Origin of the sequence: Streptomyces sp. NPDC001744 (assembly GCF_042892575.1) — a bacterium.
Taxonomy (GTDB): domain Bacteria; phylum Actinomycetota; class Actinomycetes; order Streptomycetales; family Streptomycetaceae; genus Streptomyces.
The window spans coordinates 41,706-61,378 of the sequence record NZ_JBIAUG010000029.1; the positions used below are offsets into that span (position 1 = coordinate 41,706).

Annotated in this window: 15 protein-coding genes; 8 read left to right on the top strand and 7 right to left on the bottom strand. The window is 73.5% G+C overall.

Translation table 11 applies throughout. The features are described 5' to 3' along the window. Positions 1-435 precede the first annotated feature (435 nt). The 3 genes from ACFYZY_RS27395 to ACFYZY_RS27405 all read left to right on the top strand — a co-directional run bounded on the left by ACFYZY_RS27395 (position 436) and on the right by ACFYZY_RS27405 (position 3,185). Complete coding sequence (locus ACFYZY_RS27395) at positions 436-915, top strand: HIT family protein (protein ID WP_388699248.1); 480 nt, start codon at positions 436-438, stop codon at positions 913-915. Positions 916-1,323: 408 nt separating this feature from the next. Next, positions 1,324-1,974: an NAD(P)-dependent oxidoreductase gene (locus ACFYZY_RS27400; RefSeq protein ID WP_388699251.1), complete on the top strand. Its 651-nt coding sequence runs from the start codon at positions 1,324-1,326 to the stop codon at positions 1,972-1,974. Positions 1,975-2,603: 629 nt separating this feature from the next. Further along, on the top strand, positions 2,604-3,185 hold the full coding sequence (locus ACFYZY_RS27405) for a hypothetical protein (protein ID WP_388699254.1): 582 nt from the start codon (positions 2,604-2,606) through the stop codon (positions 3,183-3,185). Positions 3,186-3,326: 141 nt separating this feature from the next. Here the strand turns inward: ACFYZY_RS27405 and ACFYZY_RS27410 are convergent, their stop codons facing one another. Both ACFYZY_RS27410 and ACFYZY_RS27415 read right to left on the bottom strand, forming a co-directional pair. Continuing rightward, positions 3,327-3,623 carry a hypothetical protein gene (locus tag ACFYZY_RS27410; protein ID WP_388699257.1) on the bottom strand — a complete coding sequence of 99 codons (297 nt, stop codon included), beginning with the start codon at positions 3,621-3,623 and terminating at the stop codon, positions 3,327-3,329. Positions 3,624-3,842: 219 nt separating this feature from the next. Beyond that, the gene (locus ACFYZY_RS27415; RefSeq protein ID WP_388699260.1) at positions 3,843-4,448 is read right to left on the bottom strand and encodes a TetR/AcrR family transcriptional regulator; all 606 of its coding nucleotides are present in this window, start codon (positions 4,446-4,448) and stop codon (positions 3,843-3,845) included. 324 nt (positions 4,449-4,772) lie between these two features. Here ACFYZY_RS27415 and ACFYZY_RS27420 point away from each other — a divergent pair, with 324 nt between their 5' ends. Both ACFYZY_RS27420 and ACFYZY_RS27425 read left to right on the top strand, forming a co-directional pair. Continuing rightward, positions 4,773-6,428, top strand: coding sequence for an amidohydrolase (locus ACFYZY_RS27420; RefSeq protein WP_388699263.1), 1,656 nt, complete (start codon positions 4,773-4,775; stop codon positions 6,426-6,428). A 98-nt stretch (positions 6,429-6,526) separates the two neighbouring features. Continuing rightward, positions 6,527-7,996 carry a purine-cytosine permease family protein gene (locus tag ACFYZY_RS27425; protein ID WP_388699266.1) on the top strand — a complete coding sequence of 490 codons (1,470 nt, stop codon included), beginning with the start codon at positions 6,527-6,529 and terminating at the stop codon, positions 7,994-7,996. 98 nt (positions 7,997-8,094) lie between these two features. Here ACFYZY_RS27425 and ACFYZY_RS27430 read toward each other — a convergent pair whose 3' ends face one another. After that, positions 8,095-9,240, bottom strand: a complete 1,146-nt coding sequence (locus ACFYZY_RS27430; protein ID WP_388699332.1) for a homoserine O-acetyltransferase — start codon at positions 9,238-9,240, stop codon at positions 8,095-8,097. Further along, entirely contained in the window at positions 9,237-10,610 is a 1,374-nt protein-coding gene (locus ACFYZY_RS27435) for a bifunctional o-acetylhomoserine/o-acetylserine sulfhydrylase (RefSeq protein WP_388699269.1), read from the bottom strand. Before ACFYZY_RS27435 ends, ACFYZY_RS27430 begins: the two co-directional genes overlap by 4 nt. Before the next feature lie 468 nt (positions 10,611-11,078). Here ACFYZY_RS27435 and ACFYZY_RS27440 point away from each other — a divergent pair, with 468 nt between their 5' ends. Both ACFYZY_RS27440 and ACFYZY_RS27445 read left to right on the top strand, forming a co-directional pair. Further along, positions 11,079-11,735: a DedA family protein gene (locus ACFYZY_RS27440; RefSeq protein ID WP_388699271.1), complete on the top strand. Its 657-nt coding sequence runs from the start codon at positions 11,079-11,081 to the stop codon at positions 11,733-11,735. Positions 11,736-12,395: 660 nt separating this feature from the next. Next, positions 12,396-13,877, top strand: a complete 1,482-nt coding sequence (locus tag ACFYZY_RS27445; protein ID WP_388699274.1) for a PAS domain-containing protein — start codon at positions 12,396-12,398, stop codon at positions 13,875-13,877. 94 nt (positions 13,878-13,971) lie between these two features. Here ACFYZY_RS27445 and ACFYZY_RS27450 read toward each other — a convergent pair whose 3' ends face one another. Further along, on the bottom strand, positions 13,972-16,518 hold the full coding sequence (locus ACFYZY_RS27450; RefSeq protein ID WP_388699334.1) for a collagenase: 2,547 nt from the start codon (positions 16,516-16,518) through the stop codon (positions 13,972-13,974). 467 nt (positions 16,519-16,985) lie between these two features. Here ACFYZY_RS27450 and ACFYZY_RS27455 point away from each other — a divergent pair, with 467 nt between their 5' ends. Next, on the top strand, positions 16,986-17,696 hold the full coding sequence (locus ACFYZY_RS27455) for a GntR family transcriptional regulator (protein ID WP_388699277.1): 711 nt from the start codon (positions 16,986-16,988) through the stop codon (positions 17,694-17,696). A gap of 70 nt (positions 17,697-17,766) precedes the next feature. On the opposite strand, the gene ACFYZY_RS27460 is transcribed toward ACFYZY_RS27455, so the two are convergent. Both ACFYZY_RS27460 and ACFYZY_RS27465 read right to left on the bottom strand, forming a co-directional pair. After that, complete coding sequence (locus ACFYZY_RS27460; RefSeq protein WP_388699280.1) at positions 17,767-18,768, bottom strand: proline racemase family protein; 1,002 nt, start codon at positions 18,766-18,768, stop codon at positions 17,767-17,769. 1 nt (position 18,769) lies between these two features. Next, on the bottom strand, positions 18,770-19,666 hold the full coding sequence (locus tag ACFYZY_RS27465) for a dihydrodipicolinate synthase family protein (RefSeq protein ID WP_388699337.1): 897 nt from the start codon (positions 19,664-19,666) through the stop codon (positions 18,770-18,772). Positions 19,667-19,673: the final 7 nt, after the last annotated feature.

Sequence of the window (19,673 nt, forward strand, 5' to 3'; positions counted from 1 at the left end):
CGTGCTTTCCGCACATGTGCGCGCAAGTCTCCCCCAGGAGCTTGGGAATGGGGTGGAGTGGTCGGTTCCGGCCGCGGCGCGTCATGGCGCCCGCCGCCGGTCAGCGCAGTATGGGGAGGTCGGCGACGCGTGATCAACGCCGCTCGGGGCGCGACGGGCCGGAAGCGTTGGTTTCAGGACACCGTCGGCTCCCGCAGTGCGATGGGACGACGACGGGTGTGTGACCGGACGATGACACCGCTGCGATGCCTGTGCGACGGCGGTCCGGACGGGCCGCTCGGGAGCGCGCTCCGGGACGGGTTCCACGGCGTTTCCGCGCCCGGGAGCGGTCCGGCCGACGTGCGGGCACCCAACTTGGCCGTATCCGGTCCGGGGGAACACGGCGTCACGTCCCTCGCGTTGGAGCGGGTGGTCGCGGCTCGGTAGGTTCTGGCCATGGTTGACGACTGGCGGACGGATCGGATCGGGAGTGCCCTGCGAGGCGAGAACCCCACGGTTCTACGGCGCTTGGACGCGGGGTTCGCAGCGATCGGCGACGTACAGTTCCTTCCGGGGCACTCGGTGCTCCTGGCGGACGATCCGAAGGTGGAAAGGCTGTCGGACCTGCCCGGAGAGAAGCGGTTGGCCTTCCTGTCCGACATGGACCGGCTCGGAGAGGCGGTCGAGCGGGCGTCCCGGCGCATGGATGCGGCCTTCCGACGGGTCAACCTGGAGATCCTGGGCAACACCGACGGGTTCCTGCACGCCCACGTATGGCCCCGGTTCGCATGGGAGCCGACCAAGTTGGCGCGCATGCCGGTGTGGCTCTGTCCCCGCGACAGGTGGACCGACAGGCGGTACGCACTCGGACCGCGGCACGACCCGCTGCGCGAGGCGATCGGAGACGAGCTGGATCGTCTTCGCCCGGTGAACTGACGGCAAGCAGACCGTGAAGTGGCTGTCTTCAGCCTGCCGGAAGGCGGACGTGGGGGTACTCGGCCCCGCGGCCGCGTTCGCGAAGTCCGGTCAGCGGCTCGGTGCCGTCCTCCGGCACGCCGTGAGGCGGACCGGGCGGCCCATCGGCACTTCCCCGGCCGGGGCACGGCTGCACGGCGGTCCGGCCGATCGGGGTCAGGGCGCCGGAAGCCATCCGGACACGGCGGATGGCGAGGTGGGGGCCGGTGGGGACACGGAACGGGGTGGCGGAGTGCGGCAGGAGCAACCGTCCGACCGCACGGGCAGCCGTTTTCACTCTGCCGCCCCGGCCCGGTGTCCCACCCGCCCGATCCCCATCGTCCTACCGTCGGGTACGGAACGGCTCATGGCAGAGGGAGACAGTTCACGATGAGCACCATCACCCTGTACGGCGCCACCGGCACCATCGGTTCACGCGTGCTGGACGAGGCGCTGCGTCGCGGCCACACCGTGACCGCGGTGGTCCGCGACCCGGCGAAGTTGACGACTCGGCACCCGGCGCTGACCGTGGCAGTCGGCGACGTGCTCGACCCGGCCTCGGTGGCCGAGCACGCCGAAGGTGCGGACGTGCTGGTCAGCGCGGTCGGCGGCGGCGACGGGCCCGGCCACCAGGCCCTGGTCAAGCCGTCCTTCGAGTCGCTGGTGGCGGGCCTGCGCACGCTGGGCGCGGACGCGCCGCGGCTGGTCACGGTGGGCGGCGCGGGCTCGCTGCGCACCCCGGACGGCAAGCAGGTGTGGGACGCCGAGGGCCTGCCGGAGTCCCTGCTGCAGATCATGCACGCGCACGGCGACGCACTGGACTTCCTGCGCACCGTCACCGACATCCGGTGGACCAACCTCTCCCCCGCGGGCACCATCGCCCCGGGCCCGCGCACCGGGACCTACCGCGAGAGCCTGGAGGACCTGCTGATCGGCCCGGACGGCCAGAGCCGGATCTCCGCCGAAGACTACGCGGTAGCACTGGTGGACGAGATCGAACAGCCCAAGCACACCGGCGAACGCTTCACCGTCGCCTACTGAAGTGCCTCGCCGCCCGCACCGGCGTGCGGGGCCTTCGTCGTGCCACCGTGCGGTTCGTGTGCGAGGTGAGGACGGTACCGGGGTTCAGTCGAAGGCCCCCCGGCGGGCCGGCGGGCCGGCCCGGAAGCGTCGAAAAGGCAGCGGGACGCAGCGGTTCGGGCCGGGGCCCGGAGCAGGCACTCGGGTCTCTCGCGGAGGGCGGGCCGGGCGGCTGTACGCAGGATCGCCTCCCGGCTTCCGTGCCTCCGCGAGCGCCCGCCCCGGTGTCGGGGGGGCAGGATGGGGGCTCGTTCTTGACGCGGTGGAGGGCGAGGGTGGGGGGAGCGGGTTCCGGGAGGGGCCGGCGCTGCTGGAATCCGCCGCCGCACGCCGCCGCACGCCGCGGCGCCGGCACGGAAAGCGGCCGAGGTCCTGGAGGAACCGCGGCCGGTCATCGCGTGACGGCGGGGGCGCGGCGTCGTTGAACGGGGTGCTCCCCGGACCGGGCCCCGGTGACGCCTGCCGGTTCCCGTCTCCCCAGTTGGAACCGAGGCTGCCGATACTGCCCTTACCTCGTGGGCAACCCGGCGAATCGACCCCGCCGGACGGGCGTCGGCTGTCAAGATGGCCGGGAACGCGAGGAGGCTGTCGTGAACGAACCGCTGCCCATGGACGACAAGGGCCCGAAGCTGCCGCCGACCTACCCTCCCCGTACCCCGCCCCCGCAGAAGAAGCCCGTCGAGCCCCCTCGGCCGAAGCCGTCGACGAAGCCCGTCGCCACCTCCCTGCCGCTTCCCGGCCCCGGCAAGGCCCGCGTACAGACCCGTCGGCCCCGGATGACCGTGAGGGCCCGGCGTGCCGCGAACTGGGCGCTCACGGCCTACCCGTGGACCGCCACCCAGACCCTCGGCAAGGTCACCGGCACCGTCCGCGCCTGGGGCTACGTCCACCCCGACGACGAGAACCTCGCGGCGGCCGTCCGTCTCCTCGTCGGCGCCGCCACCGCCGACCACGGCCGGCGCATCAGCGTCCACCTCGCCGACCAGGACGGCATGCTCCTCATCGCCGTCCTCAGCCACACCGGCTCCGAACCCGACGAGACGATCCTCACCGACCTCGCCGCCGTTCCCGGTACCGCCAGCTGCGGCACCGACGCCTCTGAGGACGGCCGTCGCGTGTGGGCGGTGCTGTCCACCGAGCGCCCCCGTTCCCGCACCACCCCCGCGACCTGACCCCGGCGGGGTCGCGCGGCACGGCCCGGACCGCTCTGCGGGACAACCAAGGCACAGGAGCAGGTCACCGCGTTGTGCCGGTGGAGGGAGGCGGCGAGGACTTCCGCGGGGGAGTCGCTCTCTCGCGCGTCACCCCGGCGGTCAGGGGGTGTCCCCGCTGTAGTAGAAGCGGCAGGCGATGCCCGGGCCCGTCCCGCGCGGCTCGTCCGGGCGCGGGTCGTACAGCGCCCGGCCACCGGGCCACCGGGAGAGTTCGGTGGTCAGGGCGACGCCGTCGCCGGCCTCCTCGGCCCGCCGGTCGTGGATGTCCAGCAGGAGGCCGTCCAGCGGGCCGCCGACGAGCTCGGCGTAGGTACGGCCCGGCCTGGGGCCCGGGTCGGGGTCGTCGTGGTCGTGGCCGTAGACCCGGCCGCGCAGCAGCTGCTCGTCACCGTTCATACCGGACAGCCTCCCAGCCGCCACCGACAGTCCGGCCCGGGACCTCCGGTGGGCCCGCTCGTTGCCGGAGCCGCACGACGTGGGGCCGGGGCGAAGACGCACGGCACCGGCGGGAAGGGCCGCTCCGGGGACGGTCCGGCACAGGTCTCCCACCGGCGGGGGCGCGGAGCGCGTTCCGCGCCGTGCGGCCGTCGGCCCCGGGCCGGCGCGGGCCGGAGCTCACTTCGTGCCGAGGACTCCGGCGACGGCGGCGTGGAGCATGGAACCGCGGCTCTGGGAGTCGCCCCAGCGGACGAGGCTCTGCGCGTTCAGCCCGTCGACCATTCCCAGGATCTGCCAGGCGGCGGCGACAGGATCGGAGGGCCGGAACTCGCCGGTTTCCGCGCCGCGTTGGATCACGGCGAGAATCAGCTCCTGCCAGGCGTCCATCTCCGCGCGGACGGCGTTCGCGAGGACCTCGTTGCGCAGGCCGTGGGCCCAGGCTTCGACCCAGACCAGGGTGACGTCGTCCCGGTCCGGGTCGATCATCGTGTCCAGAAGGGCGTCCATGCTCGCCGCGGCGCTGTCGGAGGCCGCGACGAGGGCGGCCACTTCCCGCCGTTCGTCGGCGACGATCCGCTGGAAGGTGTCGGCGACGAGGCGGTCCATGCCGTCGATGTAGTGCGCGACGAGTGCGGGAGCGACTCCCGCGCGGGTGGCCACCGCGCGCAGCGTCAAGGCGCCGATTCCGGCCTCGCGGGCGAGGGAGTACGCCGCGGCGACGATGTCGGCGGCGCGCTCCTGCGGGGCTTTTCTGCGGGCACGCGGTCGATCGACTGTTGACATGGTTCAACCACCCTACTACTTTCGGCCGAACTGTTGATCAGCCAATCAATAACGGTCGTCACGGGTGCGGAGAGTCGGCCGCTACCTGCGCCCCTGACACGACGCTCCCGGAGGGACAGCGCTGGGCGAGCTCGGCGACGGCCGTGTTCGATCCGGGCGCACGCCGCGCCCATGTCCTCGGCGGTGGCCCCGCGGAGAGCGCCACACGCCCGCACCCCGTGGTGAGCGCCTGCCCCTCGCTCCTCACTCCTTCCGACGGCCGGGAACCGCTGCCCGGCCGACTCGTACCGGAACAGCCCGCATTCGATCAAAGAGGATCCGCACATGTCCGAGAGCACTGTGTACGTCAACGCCGTCGTCTTCGACGGGCTCGCCGACGGTCCGCGCCACGAGGCCTTCGCGGTGCGTGGCGAACGGTTCCTCGCCGTCGGCTCCGCGGACGAGGTGCGGGCGGCGGCGGGTGCGGACGCCACCGAGGTGGACCTGTGCGGGGCGTTCGTGATGCCCGGGGTGATCGAGGCGCACGCGCACCTGTCGATGTTCGGCCACGCGCAGGGGAAGGTGCAGCTGCGCGACTGCGCGACCGTCGAGCAGATCCTGCGGCGGCTTCTGGAGGCCCGCCGCGAGAATCCGGACGCCGCGCGGATCGAAGGGGTGGGCTGGCTGTTCGACGCGCTGCCCGAGGGCGTCCCGCAGCCGACCGCGGCGATGATCGACGCGGTGATCGACGACATCCCGGTGTTCCTCGACGCGAACGACCTGCACTCGGCGTGGGTGAACTCGGCGGCGCTGCGGGCGGTGGGCATCGACCGCGACACCGCCGATCCGATCGGCGGCGAGGTGGTGCGCGACGAGCACGGCGAGCCGACCGGTTTCCTCCTCGAGACGGCCGCGCTGGACCTCGTGCTGCCGTACCTCGAAAGCGTCGCCACGGACGAGGAGCAGGACGCGTTCCTGGCGCGCGCGTTCGACGCCTATCTCGCGGCCGGGGTGACGGGAGCCGTGGACATGGCGATGGGCGAGAACTCCCTGACGGCACTGCGCCGCCGGCTGGACCGGGACGGCCGCCTGCCGTTCCCCGTGTCCGCGCACTGGCTGGTCGGTCCGACCGGCGACGCCGCCGCCGATCTCGCGCAGGTGGAGCGGGCCGTGCGGCTGCGCGACGAGCTCGCCGCCGGAGGCGCCCCGTGGCTGCGGATCGCCGGCGTCAAGCTCATCCTCGACGGCGTGATCGACGCGTGCACCGCGGCCATGGTGCGCCCTTACGCCGACGGGACGAACGCGGATCCCATCTGGAACCGCGGAGCGGTGATGCCGGTCGCCGTCGCCGCGGACCGAGCGGGTCTGCAGCTCGCGATGCACGCGATCGGCGACGCGGCGAGCGCGCTCGCGGTCGACGTCGTCGTCGCGTGCGAACAGGCGAACGGAGCGGACGCGTCGCGCCGTCCCCGCATCGAGCACCTCGAGTCGGTGTCCCCGGAGACGGTCGCCCGGATGCGCGCGCACGGCGTCGTCGCCTCGATGCAGCCGGTGCACTGCGATCCGGCGATCCTCGACAACTGGAAGGCCGTGCTCGGCGACCGGCGCGCCGAGAACGGATTCCCGTGGAACTGGTTCCGCGACGCGGAGGTGCCGCTCGCGCTCGGCACGGATGCCCCCACGGCGCCGCACGAGGCGCTGCACAACCTGTTCATCGCCGTGTCCGGCCGCTCGACGCTCGCCCCCGAGCTGGCGCCGTACCACCCCGAGCGCGCGTTCACCGCCGCGCAGGCGCTCGCCGCCGTCACCGGCGGAGCGGCGTTCGCCGGGCGGATCGACGACGCGTACGGACGCATCGCCCCCGGGTTCTACGCCAACGCCGCGGTGCTCGACCTCGACCCGTTCTCCCGGCCGGCCGAGGACCTGCTGTCCGCCTCCGTCCTCCTCACCCTCGTCCACGGCGACGCCGCCCACCGCGCGCCCGCGGCGAGCGACCGCTGAGGCTCCCGCCCTCACCCGGGATCCCGCGACACCCGATCCACCGCATCCTCGCCCACCCGCGTCGGCGCAGGCCGGAGACTCTTGCTGGAAGGCCCACCATGTCCGAAACATCCGCCACTTCCGACCACCCGCGGCGGGAGTCCCGCCCGCCGCGGCACGAGTTCCTCGACACGGCGACCGCCCCCGAAACCCGCGGCATCGAGATCGTCGGGGACGACGAGCGCCACGGCAGGGCGCGCGACCTCTTCTTCGTCTGGTCGGCTCCCAACGTCAGCGTGCTGAACCTCACCGTGGGAGCGTCGTTGACGATCGTCCTCGGCCTCGAGGTCTGGCAAGGGCTGCTCGTGCTGCTCGCCTCCTCGGTCCTGGCGATCCTGCCCGGCATCGTGGCGATCTCCGGGCCCGCGGCCGGCACCTCCGGCTCGGTGATCCAGCGCGCGATCTACGGCGTCCGCGGCAACAAGGTCGTGGTCGCCTTCTACGGGTGGTTCATCTCCTGCGTGTTCCTCGCCCTCAACTGGGTCGCCGCCTCCTTCATGGGCGCCGAACTCCTCACGCGATGGGGGTTTCCCGACCGCACGGTCGCGCTCGTCCTCGTCTCCGTCGTCACCGCCGCGATCACCGTGCTCGTCGCCATCTACGGGCACGCCCTGATCCTGCGCGCCTACATGGGCATCGCGATCGCCCTGTCCCTGATCTTCGCCGCGGTCCTGGGGTTCATCGCCCCCTCGATCGACTGGGGCTTCGCGCAGCCCGAACCGCTGAGCGGCCTGCCGCTGTGGTCCAGCCTCACGATCGCCTTCGCGCTGTTCTCCTCCTCCCCGCTCTCGTTCAGCAACAGCGCCGACATGGCCCGCTACCTTCCGCGTGACACGAAGCCGTCGCGGATCGTCTGGGCCACGGCGCTGGGCAACCTGTTCCCGGGAATGCTCATCACCGGGTTCGGGATCGTGCTCGGCGGCACCGTGGGAGCCGAGAGCCTCGAGAGCGGCATCGAGTACTCGCTGCTGGAGAAGCTGCCGTCCTGGCTCGCCCCGGTCTTCGTCCTCGGGGTCATCGTGAACACGATCGCGCTCAACGGCATGACCACGTACACCGCCAGCATGGCGCTGCAGTCCATCGGCGTGCCGATCCGGCGGATACCGTCGGCGGTCCTCATCGGCGTGCTCGGCGGGGCCTTCACGATCGTCCTCGTGCTGTCGTCGAGCCTGATCGACGCGATCAACCTGATGCTCCAGTTCCTGCTCGTGATCTCCGCCCCCACGATGGCCGTGTACGTGGCCGACATCGTGCTGCGCCGCAACCGCTACGACGGACGCGACCTGTTCGACGAGCGCCCCGGCGGGAAGTTCTGGTACACCGGCGGCTTCGGCGGCCCCGGCCTGGTCTCCGTCGTCGCCGGCGCGGTCGCCACCGCCCTGTTCCTCTCGACCACCGTCTGGACCGGACCGCTCGGCGCCGCCCTCGGTCAGCTCGACCTCTCCGTGCCCGTCGGCATGCTCGTCTCGACCGTGCTGTACGCGCTGCTGGCCGGTCCGGGCATCCGCAGGCAGACCGCCCCGCGCTGACGCCGCCCTCCCCCGGGGGTCCGTCCCCGGGCCCGGGTTCCGGGTGGCTCCGGGCCCGCGCCGTCGTGGTGTCCGGGGATGCCGGGCGCCTGGGCCGGTCAGCGGAGCAGTTCGGCGACCAGCCCGCCCACCTGTTCCACCTCGATGAGGAACCCGTCGTGGCCGTAGGGCGATCCGAGGACGCGCGGACGGTCGGCGCCGGGAATGCCGGCCGCCAGTTCCGCCTGCTGGGACGGCGGGTAGAGGCGGTCGGAGTCGATGCCGCCGACGAGGGTCGGCGCGGTCACCCGTCGCAGCGCGGCCCGGGTGCCGCCCCGGCCCCGGCCGACGTCGTGGCCGTTCATGGCCTCGGCCAGCACGACGTAGCTGCCCGCGTCGAAGCGGTGGGCCAGCTTGGCCGCGTGGTGGTCGAGGTAGGACTCGACGCGGTAGCGGCCGCCGCGCCAGGGGTCCTCCGCGTCCTGGACGGCGCGGCCGAAGCGGGCGGCGAGTTCGGGCTCGCTCCGGTAGGTGACCTGGGCCAGGCGGCGGGCGAGGCTCAGTCCGGCGTGCGGGCCCCGTCCGGTGTCGTGGTAGTGGCCGCCCCGCCAGTGGGGATCGGCGCGGATCGCGTGCAGCTGGACCGACGTCCAGGCGATCTGTTCGGCGCTCGCGGCGGCCGTCGTGGCGAGCAGCAGCAGCGCGCCGGTGCGTTCCGGGCGGGTCACGGCCCACTCCAGCGCCCGCATCCCGCCCATGGAACCGCCGATCACCAGCGCCCAGCGCTCCACGCCGAGCGCGTCGGCGAGGCCCGCCTCGGCCGCCACCTGGTCACGGGGGGTCAGGAAGGGGAAGTCGCCGCCCCAGCGGCGGCCGTCCGCCCGGCGCGAGGACGGCCCGGTACTGCCCTGGCAGCCGCCCAGCACGTTGGGCGCCACGACGAACAGGCGGTCCGTGTCCAGCGCGCGCCCCGGCCCGATGAGCCCGTCCCACCAGCCGGGAGTGGGGTGTCCGGGGCCGGCCGGACCGGCGGCGTGGCTGTCGCCGGTGAGGGCGTGCAGCACGAGCACCGCGTTGGCGCGGTCCGGCGCGAGCGTCCCCCAGGTCTCGAACGCCAGCCGCACGCCGGGCAGTTCGCCGCCCGCCTCGAGACCCAGGGGCGTCTCGCGCGCGTACCAGCGGCGCCGCCCGGCCGGGTCTCCCTCCCGCCAGGCCCCGGAGGCCGGCGGGAGGGAGACCTCGGACGGCGGCAGGACGGTGCTCAGGACGCGCCTCCGGCCGCGCCCTTGGCCGCCCGGAAGCCCGCCTCCAGGTCCGCCTTGAGGTCGGCGAGGTTCTCCAGGCCCACCGACAGGCGCACCAGGCCGGGCGAGGCGCCGGTCGCCGCGAGCTGTGCTTCGTCCAGCTGGCTGTGGGTGGTGGACGCCGGGTGGATGATCAGACTGCGTACGTCGCCGATGTTGGCCAGGTGGCTGAACAGCTCGACGGCGTCCACGAACCGCTTGCCCGCCTCCACGCCGTCCCGCAGCTCGAAGGAGAGCACCGCGCCCGCGCCGCGCGGCAGGTAGCGGCGGCCCGCCTCGTACCAGCGGCTGGACGGCAGGCCCGGGTAGTGCACGGCGGCGACCTCGTCGCGCTGTTCCAGCCACTCGGCGAGGGCCTGCGCGTTGGCGGAGTGCCGCTCGACGCGCAGGCTCAGCGTCTCCACGCCCTGGAGCAGCAGGAAGGCGGAGTGCGGGGAGAGGGCCGGGCCGAGGTCGCGCAGCAGCTGCACGCGCAGCTTGACCGCGAAGGCTCCGGGGCCGAGCGCCGGCCAGTACCGGAGGCCGTGGTAGCTGGGGTCGGGCTCGGTGAAGTCGGGGAAGCGGTCGGGGTGCGCCCCGAAGTCGAAGGTGCCGCCGTCCACGACGACGCCCGCGACGGTCGTGCCGTGCCCGCCGAGGAACTTCGTCGCCGAGTGGACGACGACGTCGGCGCCGTGTTCGAGCGGCCGGAGCAGGTAGGGCGTGGGGACGGTGTTGTCCACGATCAGCGGGATCCCGGCCGCGTGCGCCACGTCGGCGACCGCGCGCACGTCGAGGACGTCGCCGCGCGGGTTGCCCAGCGTCTCGGCGAACAGCGCCTTGGTGTTCGGCCGGATCGCCGCCCGCCACGCCTCGGCGTCGTCGGGGTCGTCCACGAAGGAGACCTCGACGCCGAACCTGGACAGGGTGTGCCGGAACAGGTTGTACGTGCCCCCGTACAGCGAGGTGCCGGCCACCAGGTGGTCGCCGGCGCCGGCCAGGGTGAGGATCGCCAGGGTCTCCGCGGCCTGCCCGGAGGACAGCGCGACGGCCGCGACACCGCCCTCCAGGGCGGCGACCCGCTGCTCGAAGACGTCCTGGGTGGGGTTGTGGATGCGGGTGTAGATGTTGCCGGGCTCGGCCAGCGAGAAGAGGTCGGCGGCGTGCCGCGTGTCCCGGAAGACGAAGGACGTCGTCTGGTAGATCGGCGTCGCCCGCGCTCCGGTCGCCGGGTCGGGCGTCGCGCCCGCGTGGATCTGCTTGGTCTCGAAGGACCAGGCCGAGGTGTCGGGCCCGGCGGGCCCGTCCTCGGGGGTGTGGCCGGCGGTGACGGAGTCGAGGGGCTGGCTCATGGTGGTGCTCCTTGTACGGGTGCGCACGGCTTCGCGCCGTGCCCGGGGCGGGGCGGCGAACAGGAATCGGGGGCCGGCGGGCCGGCGGGAGGCTGCCGGTTCAGCGCGCGGCGGGACACCACGCGGCGGTGGCGCGCGCCGGGGAACACCCACGGGGAACGAGCGGGAGGGGTGCGGAGAGGATCACGCGTCCACGTAAGCACGGCCACGCCGCGTGGACCAGTGATCTGCGGAGCGTGACATGCAACGTTCACACACGCCCCTCCCCCGGCGGACGGCCGGCGCGGTGTCCGGTGCCTCCCCGGCGGGTTCCCGCGTCCGGACCCCGCGGTTTCCCGCAGGGCGGAAGTACGGAGAACACCACCGGCCCGGACGGCGATCCTCCTGCCGGTGCGGAGGAGGACTTCCCGGGCCGGCGGGAAGAAGAGCCGGACACCCGCCCCGTCCCCGATGGCTTGGAGTCCCCTCATGAACCTCACGACCACGGTGCTCGCCAAGGAGCCCACGGGCGGCATCGCCGGCTGGGCCGCCGGCCTCGTCGACACGTTGGGCGGCCCGGGAGCCGGGCTCGTCGTCGCCCTGGAGAACCTCTTCCCGCCGCTCCCCAGCGAGGTCGTCCTGCCGCTGACCGGCTTCGCCGCGGGCCGGGGCGTGCTGAGCCTGCCCTCCGCGCTGTTCTGGACGACGCTCGGCTCGGTGGCCGGCGCGGTGGCGCTCTACTGGATCGGAACGCTCTTCGGCCGGGAGCGGATGCACGCGATCTGGGCGAAGCTGCCCCTGGTGAAGGACTCCGACCTGACCCGCACCGAGAAGTGGTTCGCCGAGCACGGCACCAAGGCCGTCTTCTTCGGCAGGATGGTGCCGGTCTTCCGCAGCCTGGTCTCGGTGCCCGCCGGTGTCGAGCGGATGCCGCTGCCGGTGTTCGTCCTGCTCACCACGCTCGGCAGTCTGGTCTGGAACAGCCTCCTCGTGCTGGCCGGTTACTGGCTGGGCGACCGGTGGGACGTCGTGGAGACCTACGTCGGCGTCCTGTCGAAGGTCGTCCTGGGCGTCGTCGCCGTCGCCGTCACGGCCTGCGTGGTGGTCCGGCTGCGCGGCCGGGCCCGGCACCGGCGCGCCTCGTGATCCCCGCTCCCCGCCCCGCCGGTGGAGCGGGCCTTCGCCCCGCGCGGATCCCGGCCCGCGGGCGCGGCCGGCGCCGGAGGGGGTGACGCCGGCCGGCCGGTGCGCGGCGCTCTACCGGCGCCGCTTGAACCGGCCCGTGGCGATCCCCGCCAGGACGGCGACCACGGCTACGACCAGCACCACCACGCCGGCCGCTCCGCCCGGAAACCGGATCGTGCCCTACTCGTTCACGGATACCTCCGTGCATGGTCGTGGGCGGCCGCCCCGTCCGGCAGCGGGGCCGCCGGACGGGGCGGGTGCCGCCGATCGTTTCAGAGAGAAGCGATCAGCCGCTCAACGGGCGAGGGGGAGGCGCCGAGTGGCCGGTGCGCTCTTCCGGGTCCCGCCGACGGAGCCGGCCGGGACCGGGACGGGCACCCCACGGGGCGGGCCCGCCGGCGCGTCTCCTCATCCCTGCCTGATCACGATCTCAAGGAAGGCTTAAGAAACAGTCCCGCACCCCTTACGGGCTCCGTTCGGCGGCCGGCGGGTGATTGGGTTGCGGACGGCGGGCCGGAGAGGTCCCACCGCGGGCGGACCGCGCACCCCTTCCTCCGTGCCCGCGGGGCGCTCCCCCGTCCGCCGCCGCCCCGTCCCAAGGCCCGGAAAGGAAACGTCGCCGTGGTCCTGTCCCTCCCCCGAGGCACTGCCCGTCTCGCGGCCGTACTCGACGCCCTCCCCGACGGCTTCGTGCCCGTCCGCCCCGGCGACGGCACGGTCGTCACCGCCGGCACCCTCCTCCACGGCGTGTCCGTGCCCTCCGGCGAAGCCGATCCGCTCCGCTCGCGGCCCCGGACCGAGGCGATCCTGCGGGCCGCCACCGAAGGCATCGTCTGCACGGACGCCGACGGCCGGATCACCCTCGTCAATCCGGCCTTCACACAGATCCTCGGACATCCCGCCGGTGAGCTGGACGGCGTCGGGCTGCACCCGCTGATCCTGCCCGAGCGGCCGGACGGCACGCCCTTCCCGTACGAGGAGTCCCCGCTCGCCGACACCCTGCGCTCCGGCCGCAAACACCGGGTCCGCGACCAGGTCCTGCGGTCCAGGAGCGGCGAGCGCGTACCCGTCGACCTGACGACCGCCCCGGTCCGCGACGGCGACCGGCTCGTCGGCGCCGTCATGACGTTCACCGACCGCAGGCCCCACGAACAGCTGACCCGGCGGTACACCGCCGAACTCGGCGCGCTCACCGACCGGGTCGCACAGCACGCCGCCGAGCGCGAGGCCCAGGCCGAAAAGTACGCGGCGCTCGCCGCCCGGAGCGCGCGGCTGACCGCCGTTCTGGCCAAGGCGCTGCGCGGCGAGCTGGGCCGGCTGTCCGAGAGCCTCCTGGACCACCAGCGCCTTGAGGAGGGCACGGCCGTCCTCGCCCCGCGTCCCACGGCGTTGGACGCCCTCGTGACCGCCGCCGTCCACAGGGCCGCCGTGCTCACCGGCCCGCACGACACCCGGTTCGCCGTGCACGCTCCCCCCGTCGCCGTCCCGCTCGACCCCGGACGCGCGACGACCGCCCTGGCCCACCTGATCGCCGACGCCTCCGGCTTCCCCTCGTCGGGACCGGTCCGGCCCGGCGTCCGCCCCGGCACCACGGTCACCGTCACGGCGGGGCGGCACGGTGACACCCTGCGCGTCGAGGTCCGGGGCCTCCACGCGGCGGACGATCCCGTCCACACGCTGATCGCGAGCGGAATCGTCGAGGCGCACGGCGGGCGCCTCACCGCACGGCCCCTGCCCGGCGGAACCGGCCTCGCCCACGTCGTCGAACTCCCCCACGCGCCCGCGCCCGCCGCCCTGCCGGCCGCGGCGGTCGCCGTGCGCTCCCGGGACCCGCGCCCCGCGCCGGTCCCGGCGCCCGTCTCTCGCCCCACGGCCGTACCGGTGCCCGTCCCGCGTCCCGCACCGGCCCCGGTCGCCGGTTCCTGGATCATCGGCGCGGCGGTCCGGGCCCGTCACGCCCGGCCGGTGGGTGACCTCCCGGTCCGTCCGCGCCCCGTTCCCGTGCCCCCGCCCTCGGTCCCCCGCCTCTCCCCCTCGGCGGAAGCCGAGGCGCAGCGGCGCATCGTCACGATCCTCGCGAAGCTCAGGAACCACTCCGCCTGACCGGTGACGCGCGCCGGGCCGTCCGGGAACGGGGACGGCGGCCGCCCGGGGCGGCACCGGCGGTGCCGTCCCGGGCGGCCGGGCGCGGTCGGGATCAGTAGGTGGTCGTGACGGCGGCTCCGGTGAAGCCCGCGACGGCGTGGAGGCTGACGAAGTGGTCGCCCGCGCGCGGGTTGGCGATCGTCAGGGTGTGGCTGTTGCCGGGGCCGGCGGCGCGGCTGACGTACGAGGAGGTGGTGGCCCAGCCGTAGGCGCTGTAGTAGAGGTCGGCGTCGCCGGTGCCTCCGCTGACGGTGATCTTCAGCTGGGTGGTTCCGGCCGGGATGTTCAGGTAGAGGTAGGCGTAGTCGCCGGTGGCGGCGGAGAGGTTGCCGCGCCGGCAGTTCTTGCCCAGGGCGCGGGGGTCCGGGCCGGTGCACTCGGCGGCCGCGGGGGCGACGGTGACCGTCCGGGTGGTGGTGGCGGTGGCGCCCTTGTCGTCGGTCACGGTCAGCCGGACGGTGTAGGTGCCCGCGGCGGTGTACGTCCTGGTGGGGTCGGTCCGGGTGGACGTGGTGCCGTCGCCGAAGTCCCAGACGCGGGAGGCGATGGTGCCGTCGGGGTCGGAGGAGCGGTCGGTGAGGGTGACCGTCAGGTCCCGGACCGTCGCGGTGAAGTCGGCGGTGGGAGCCTTGTTGCCGGGCGTCGTGCCGCCGCCGCAGTCACCGGCCGCGCAGCCCGCGAGCCAGGTCCGGAAGTCGGCGTCGTACCGGGTGCCCACGGTGGAGGTCAGGTGGGTCCGGGCGGCGCTCCACCGGCCGGCGCGGTAGTGGCCGAGCACCGTGTCCATGTCCCCGGGGTGCTTCTCCAGCATGTACCGCACGGCGAGGTAGCCCCAGCGGTAGACCCGCGTGGTGCCGTGGTCGTAGTCGGTGGAGAAGAGGGTGCTCAGGGAGTACGTGCCGAGGCCCGCCTCGGTCATCGCCGCCGTGTAGGGCAGGCCGCGGTAGGAGTACGAGACGTACTCGGCGAAGCCCTCCACCCACCAGACGGTGGGGGTGCTCATGTTGGCGGTGAAGTCGCCGTACATGGTGAAGCGGCCGTCGAGGTAGTGGGTGTACTCGTGGTTGAGGTTCCAGATCTGGAACTCCGGGCGCAGCCACTCGGCCTCGTAGGCGATGAACCGGGGCTGGTTGCCGGCGGCGGCGGGGTCGCCCTCCAGGTACATGCCGCCGTTGTTGGTGTCGATCCCGTACATCGCGCCGGCGTAGGTCTGGTAGTCGGTGCTGGAGTCGTAGACGATCACTTCGAGGGTGGTGTTGTTGTCGTCGGCGACCGGACCGGCGTCCCGTGCGACCGCGTGGAAGTACTCGTCCTGCTTGAGGAGGCTGGCGCAGCTCGCGCCCAGTTCGGCGGGGGTCGTCTGCTGGGCGAGGATGCGCAGGCCGGGACCGCAGGTGTGACGGATCGGCAGGACCGCGCTCTTGAGGCGCTCCTGGAGGTCACAGGTGCCGTAGGCGGAGCAGTTCGCCCTGTCGTAGTAGTCGACCATCTCCGCGACGCCGACCCACAGGGGTGCGGTGCGTCCCGTCATGGAGCTCTGTCCGAGCAGGCCGGCGGCCAGCGGCCGGACCTTGCTCCGCAGGCCGGTGTACTGGGTGAACCGGGCCAGTTCGCGGCCGGCGTTGGAGGTCAGGTACGACCGGTCGGTGCCCAGCAGGGCCAGGTGGTCGGCGGCGAAGCGGTACAGGGTGTCGACGAGGCCCGGGTCCGACTGGACCGCGCTGACGAACTCGGGCACCTGGTGGCCGCGGAAGGTCACCGTGTACACGTTGTTGACCGCGTTGAGCATGTACCAGGACGCGTTCCAGGTGGAGTCGTAGTCCGTGAGGAGCCGCTCGACGACGGGGATGTACCGGGCGTTCTCCTGGGCGCTGTCGATCAGGGTGACCGCCTCGGCCAGCGTCTCGCCGTTGGCGTCGGTGACGTCACGGGAGCGGGGGCTCGCGAAGAAGGCGTCGAGACCGGAGCGGATCGCGGTCTTCAGGGTGCTGCCGTAATCGCCGACGGCGTCCGGGTGGTACCACTGTACGTAGTACCCGGCGCGCAGGTAGAGCACGAGCTGCGGGGTCCCGGTGCTCGCGTCGCCCGGGTAGTGCGCGGAGTCGTCGCGGAGCGCCTGGGCGACGGACACCATCTGGGGTTCGCGGAAGGCCAGCCGGGCGTTGTCACCGGTCAGGTTGAACAGGGTGTTGACGCACTCGGTGGTGGACGCCTTGATCCGCCGGACCAGTTCGCTTCCGGTACGGCCGGTGAAGTCGGCCGGGTCGCACGCCGCTCCGGCGGCGGTGGTCGTCCGTGCGGGTGCCTTCGCCGACGCGGCGGGCTCCGGTGCGGCGTCGTGGCGGTCGTACTCCTGGGTGAGCGGTGCTCTGTCGGCGCTCAGCGGGGGGAGTTGGGGCGCCGTCAGCCGGCCCTCGCGCACATGTCCGGCGTCCGGGTCGGACGCCGACCCCGCCCTGGGGGCGGGATCGGCCGGTATGCCGGGGCGGGAGGGCTGCGAGGCGTTCGGTGCCGTGGCGGCCGGCAGGGCCTGGGCCGGCTGCGCGAGCAGCCCGGCGCCCAGGATTCCGGCGAGGGCCAGGGGCAGCACGGCGCCCATGCCTCTGCGGACGAGTGGGGTTCTCACGTGTTCCTCCCGTGGGGGGATCGGGGCACGCGATCGCGTGACCGACGGGGTGAACAGGTCGTGGGCCGGGATCCCGTGCCCGGCGGCGGGCACGGTGCGGCCCGGGGTGCGATTGACATGCTCACAACCTGTGCCATGTAAAATTGCACAGTTCACACGTCACATGGAAGGCGTTCGGCCGAATTCGTTACAACGGCCGGGGGAACGGGACCTGACGGGCCGGCATACGGGGGCGGAATCCGCCGCGGTGCGCCCTTCGCCCCCTGCCGCGCCGTCGGCGGGCCCTTCGCGGGCCGCCCGCCGCACCCCTCTCCCCCACCGGGGGCGTCTCCGCGCGGGCGGGACGGGCGTCCGACCGGCGGCTTCCGCGCCGCCCCCGGCGGCATCCCCGCGCAACGTGACATTGTATGCTCCGTTCACAAAGAGCCGAAGGGGAGCACATGAGTGGAACGAAGCCCCGCGCACTCCTCCCGGTCCAGGAGCACCTGCGCGACCAGGTGGCCAACGCCCTTCGCGCGGCGCTGATATCGGGAGACCTGAAGCCCGGCACGGTCTACTCGGCCCCCGCCCTGGCCGCGGAGTACGGCGTCTCCGCCACACCGGTGCGCGAGGCCATGCTGGACCTCGTCCGCGAGGGCATGGTCGAGGCGGTGCGCAACAAGGGCTTCCGCGTCACCGAACTCTCCGAACGCGACCTGGACGAGTACACCGAGATCCGTTCGCTCGTCGAGATCCCCACCATCGGCCGGGTGACCCGGTCCGCCACGCGGGAGCAGCTGGAGGCGCTGCGCCCCGTGGCGGAGGAGATCGTGGCCGCCGCCCAGCGGGGCGACCTGATCGGCTACCTGGAGGCGGACCGCCGCTTCCACCTCGACCTGCTCGCCCTGGCGGGCAACGCCCGCCTCGTGGAGACCGTGGCCGAACTGCGCAAGCGCTCCCGGCTGTACGGGCTCGCCGACCTGTCCCACTCGGGGTCGCTGGTGGGTTCGGCGGAGGAGCACACCGCGCTTCTCGACATCATGATCTCCGGGGACGCGGAGGGCGCCGAGGAGTACATGCGACGCCACCTCGCGCACGTGCGCACCCTGTGGGCGACGCGGAGGAAACGGGCCGGGGACGCTGCCGCCCCTCGCGGGGCGGGCGTCCGCTGACGCGGGGCCGGCCTCCCGCCCGGAGGCCGGCCCGTACGTCCGCGACCGCCGTCGCCTTCGTCGCCGCCGTTCAGAGGGCGAACCCCGCCGGGTAGGGGTCCGTGGGATCGAGCAGGTACTGCGCGGTCCCCGTGATCCAGGCGCGTCCGGTGACCGACGGCAGCACGGCGGGCCGGCCGCCGACCGTGGTCTCACCGAGGATCCGGCCGGTGAAGCGCGATCCGATGAAGGACTCGTTGACGAAGTCCCGGCCGGTCCCGAGCAGTCCCCGCGCGTGGAGCTGCGCCATCCGCGCGCTGGTCCCCGTCCCGCACGGCGAGCGGTCGAACCACCCCGGGTGGATGGCCATGGCGTGCCGCGAGTGCTGCGGGGTCGAGCCGGGAGCCTCCAGGTAGACGTGGTGGCAGACGTCGATGGCCGGGTCCTCCGGATGCGCCACCGGGTTCCGCGTGTTGATCGCCTCCATGATCGCCAGTCCGGCGTCGAGCAGCCGCTGCTTGTGCTCGCGGCCGAAGGGGATGCCGAGGTCCTCGGTGCGCACGAAGGCGTAGAAGTTGCCGCCGTAGGCGATGTCGTAACGGACCTCGCCGTACCCCTCGACCTCCACGACCTGGTCCAGCGCGTGGCTGTAGGAGGGGACGTTCTCCAGGGTGACCGACTCGGCCCGCCCGTCCCGCACCGCGACCCGTGCCGTGACCAGCCCGGCGGGGGTGTCGAGGCGGATCAGGGTCTCCGGCTCGACCGCCTCGACCATGCCGGTCTCCACCAGGACCGTCGCCACGCCGATGGTGCCGTGCCCGCACATGGGCAGGCACCCGGAGACCTCGATGAACAGCACGCCGAAGTCGGCGTCCGGCCGGGTCGGCGGCTGGAGGAGGGCCCCCGACATGGAGGCGTGACCACGGGGCTCGCACATGAGCAGGGTGCGCAGCCGGTCGCGTTCCGCCACGAACCGCAGCCGCCTATCGGCCATCGTCGCACCGGGCAGCACCCCCACCCCGCCGGTGACGACCCGGGTCGGCATCCCCTCGGTGTGCGAGTCCACGGCGTGGTAGCAGACGAGGGAGCGCACGTCAGTTCACCCCGGCGTCGATGAGGGCCTGCGTCGCGGCGCGCACGACGGCCTCGGTCTCCGGGTCCAGGGCCCGTCGCGGCGGACGGCACGCGCCGCCGCGACGGCCGGTCATGTCCTGACCGAGCTTGACCGCCTGGACGAACTCGGTCCTGCTGTCCCAGCGCAGCACGGGGTGGAGCCTGCGGTAGAGCGGGAGCGCGGTGTCGAGGTCGCCGCGCACGGACGCCTCGTAGAGGGCGAGGCAGGCGCGCGGGAAGACCTGCGGATAGCCCGCGACCCAGCCCTTGGCGCCGGCGACGGCGACCTCGAGGACGGTGTCGTCGGTGCCGATCAGGAGATCGAGGCCGGGTGCCAGCTCACTGATGGCGTAGCAGCGCCGGACGTCGCCGGAGAACTCCTTCACGCCCACGATGAACCCCTCGGCGTACAGCTTGGCCAGCAGGTCCGGGCGCAGGTCGACCTTGGTGTCGACGGGGTTGTTGTACGCGACGACCGGAAGGCCGGCCGCCGCCACCGTCTCGAAGTGTTCGAGGACGGACCGGTCGTCGGCCCGATAGCCGTTGGGGGGAAGGCACATGACGGCCCCGCAGCCCGCGTCCCTGGCGAACCGCGCGTGCCGTCCGGCCTCGATCGCGCCGTACGCCCCCACGCCCGGCATGACCGTGAAGCCCTCGGGAGCGTTCGCCACGGCGGTCTCCACGACGCGGTCGCGTTCGGCGTCGGTCAGGGTCTGGTACTCGCCCAGCGAGCCGTTCGGGGCGACGCCGTGCAGGCCCTGTTCGGCGAGCCGGGCGACGTTCTCCCCGAAGGCGCCGTGGTCCACGGCGAGATTCTGGTCGAAGGGGAGGCTCGTCGCGACGAGGACGCCGTGCCAGGGCATGCGGGGGTGGTCCATGGAATCT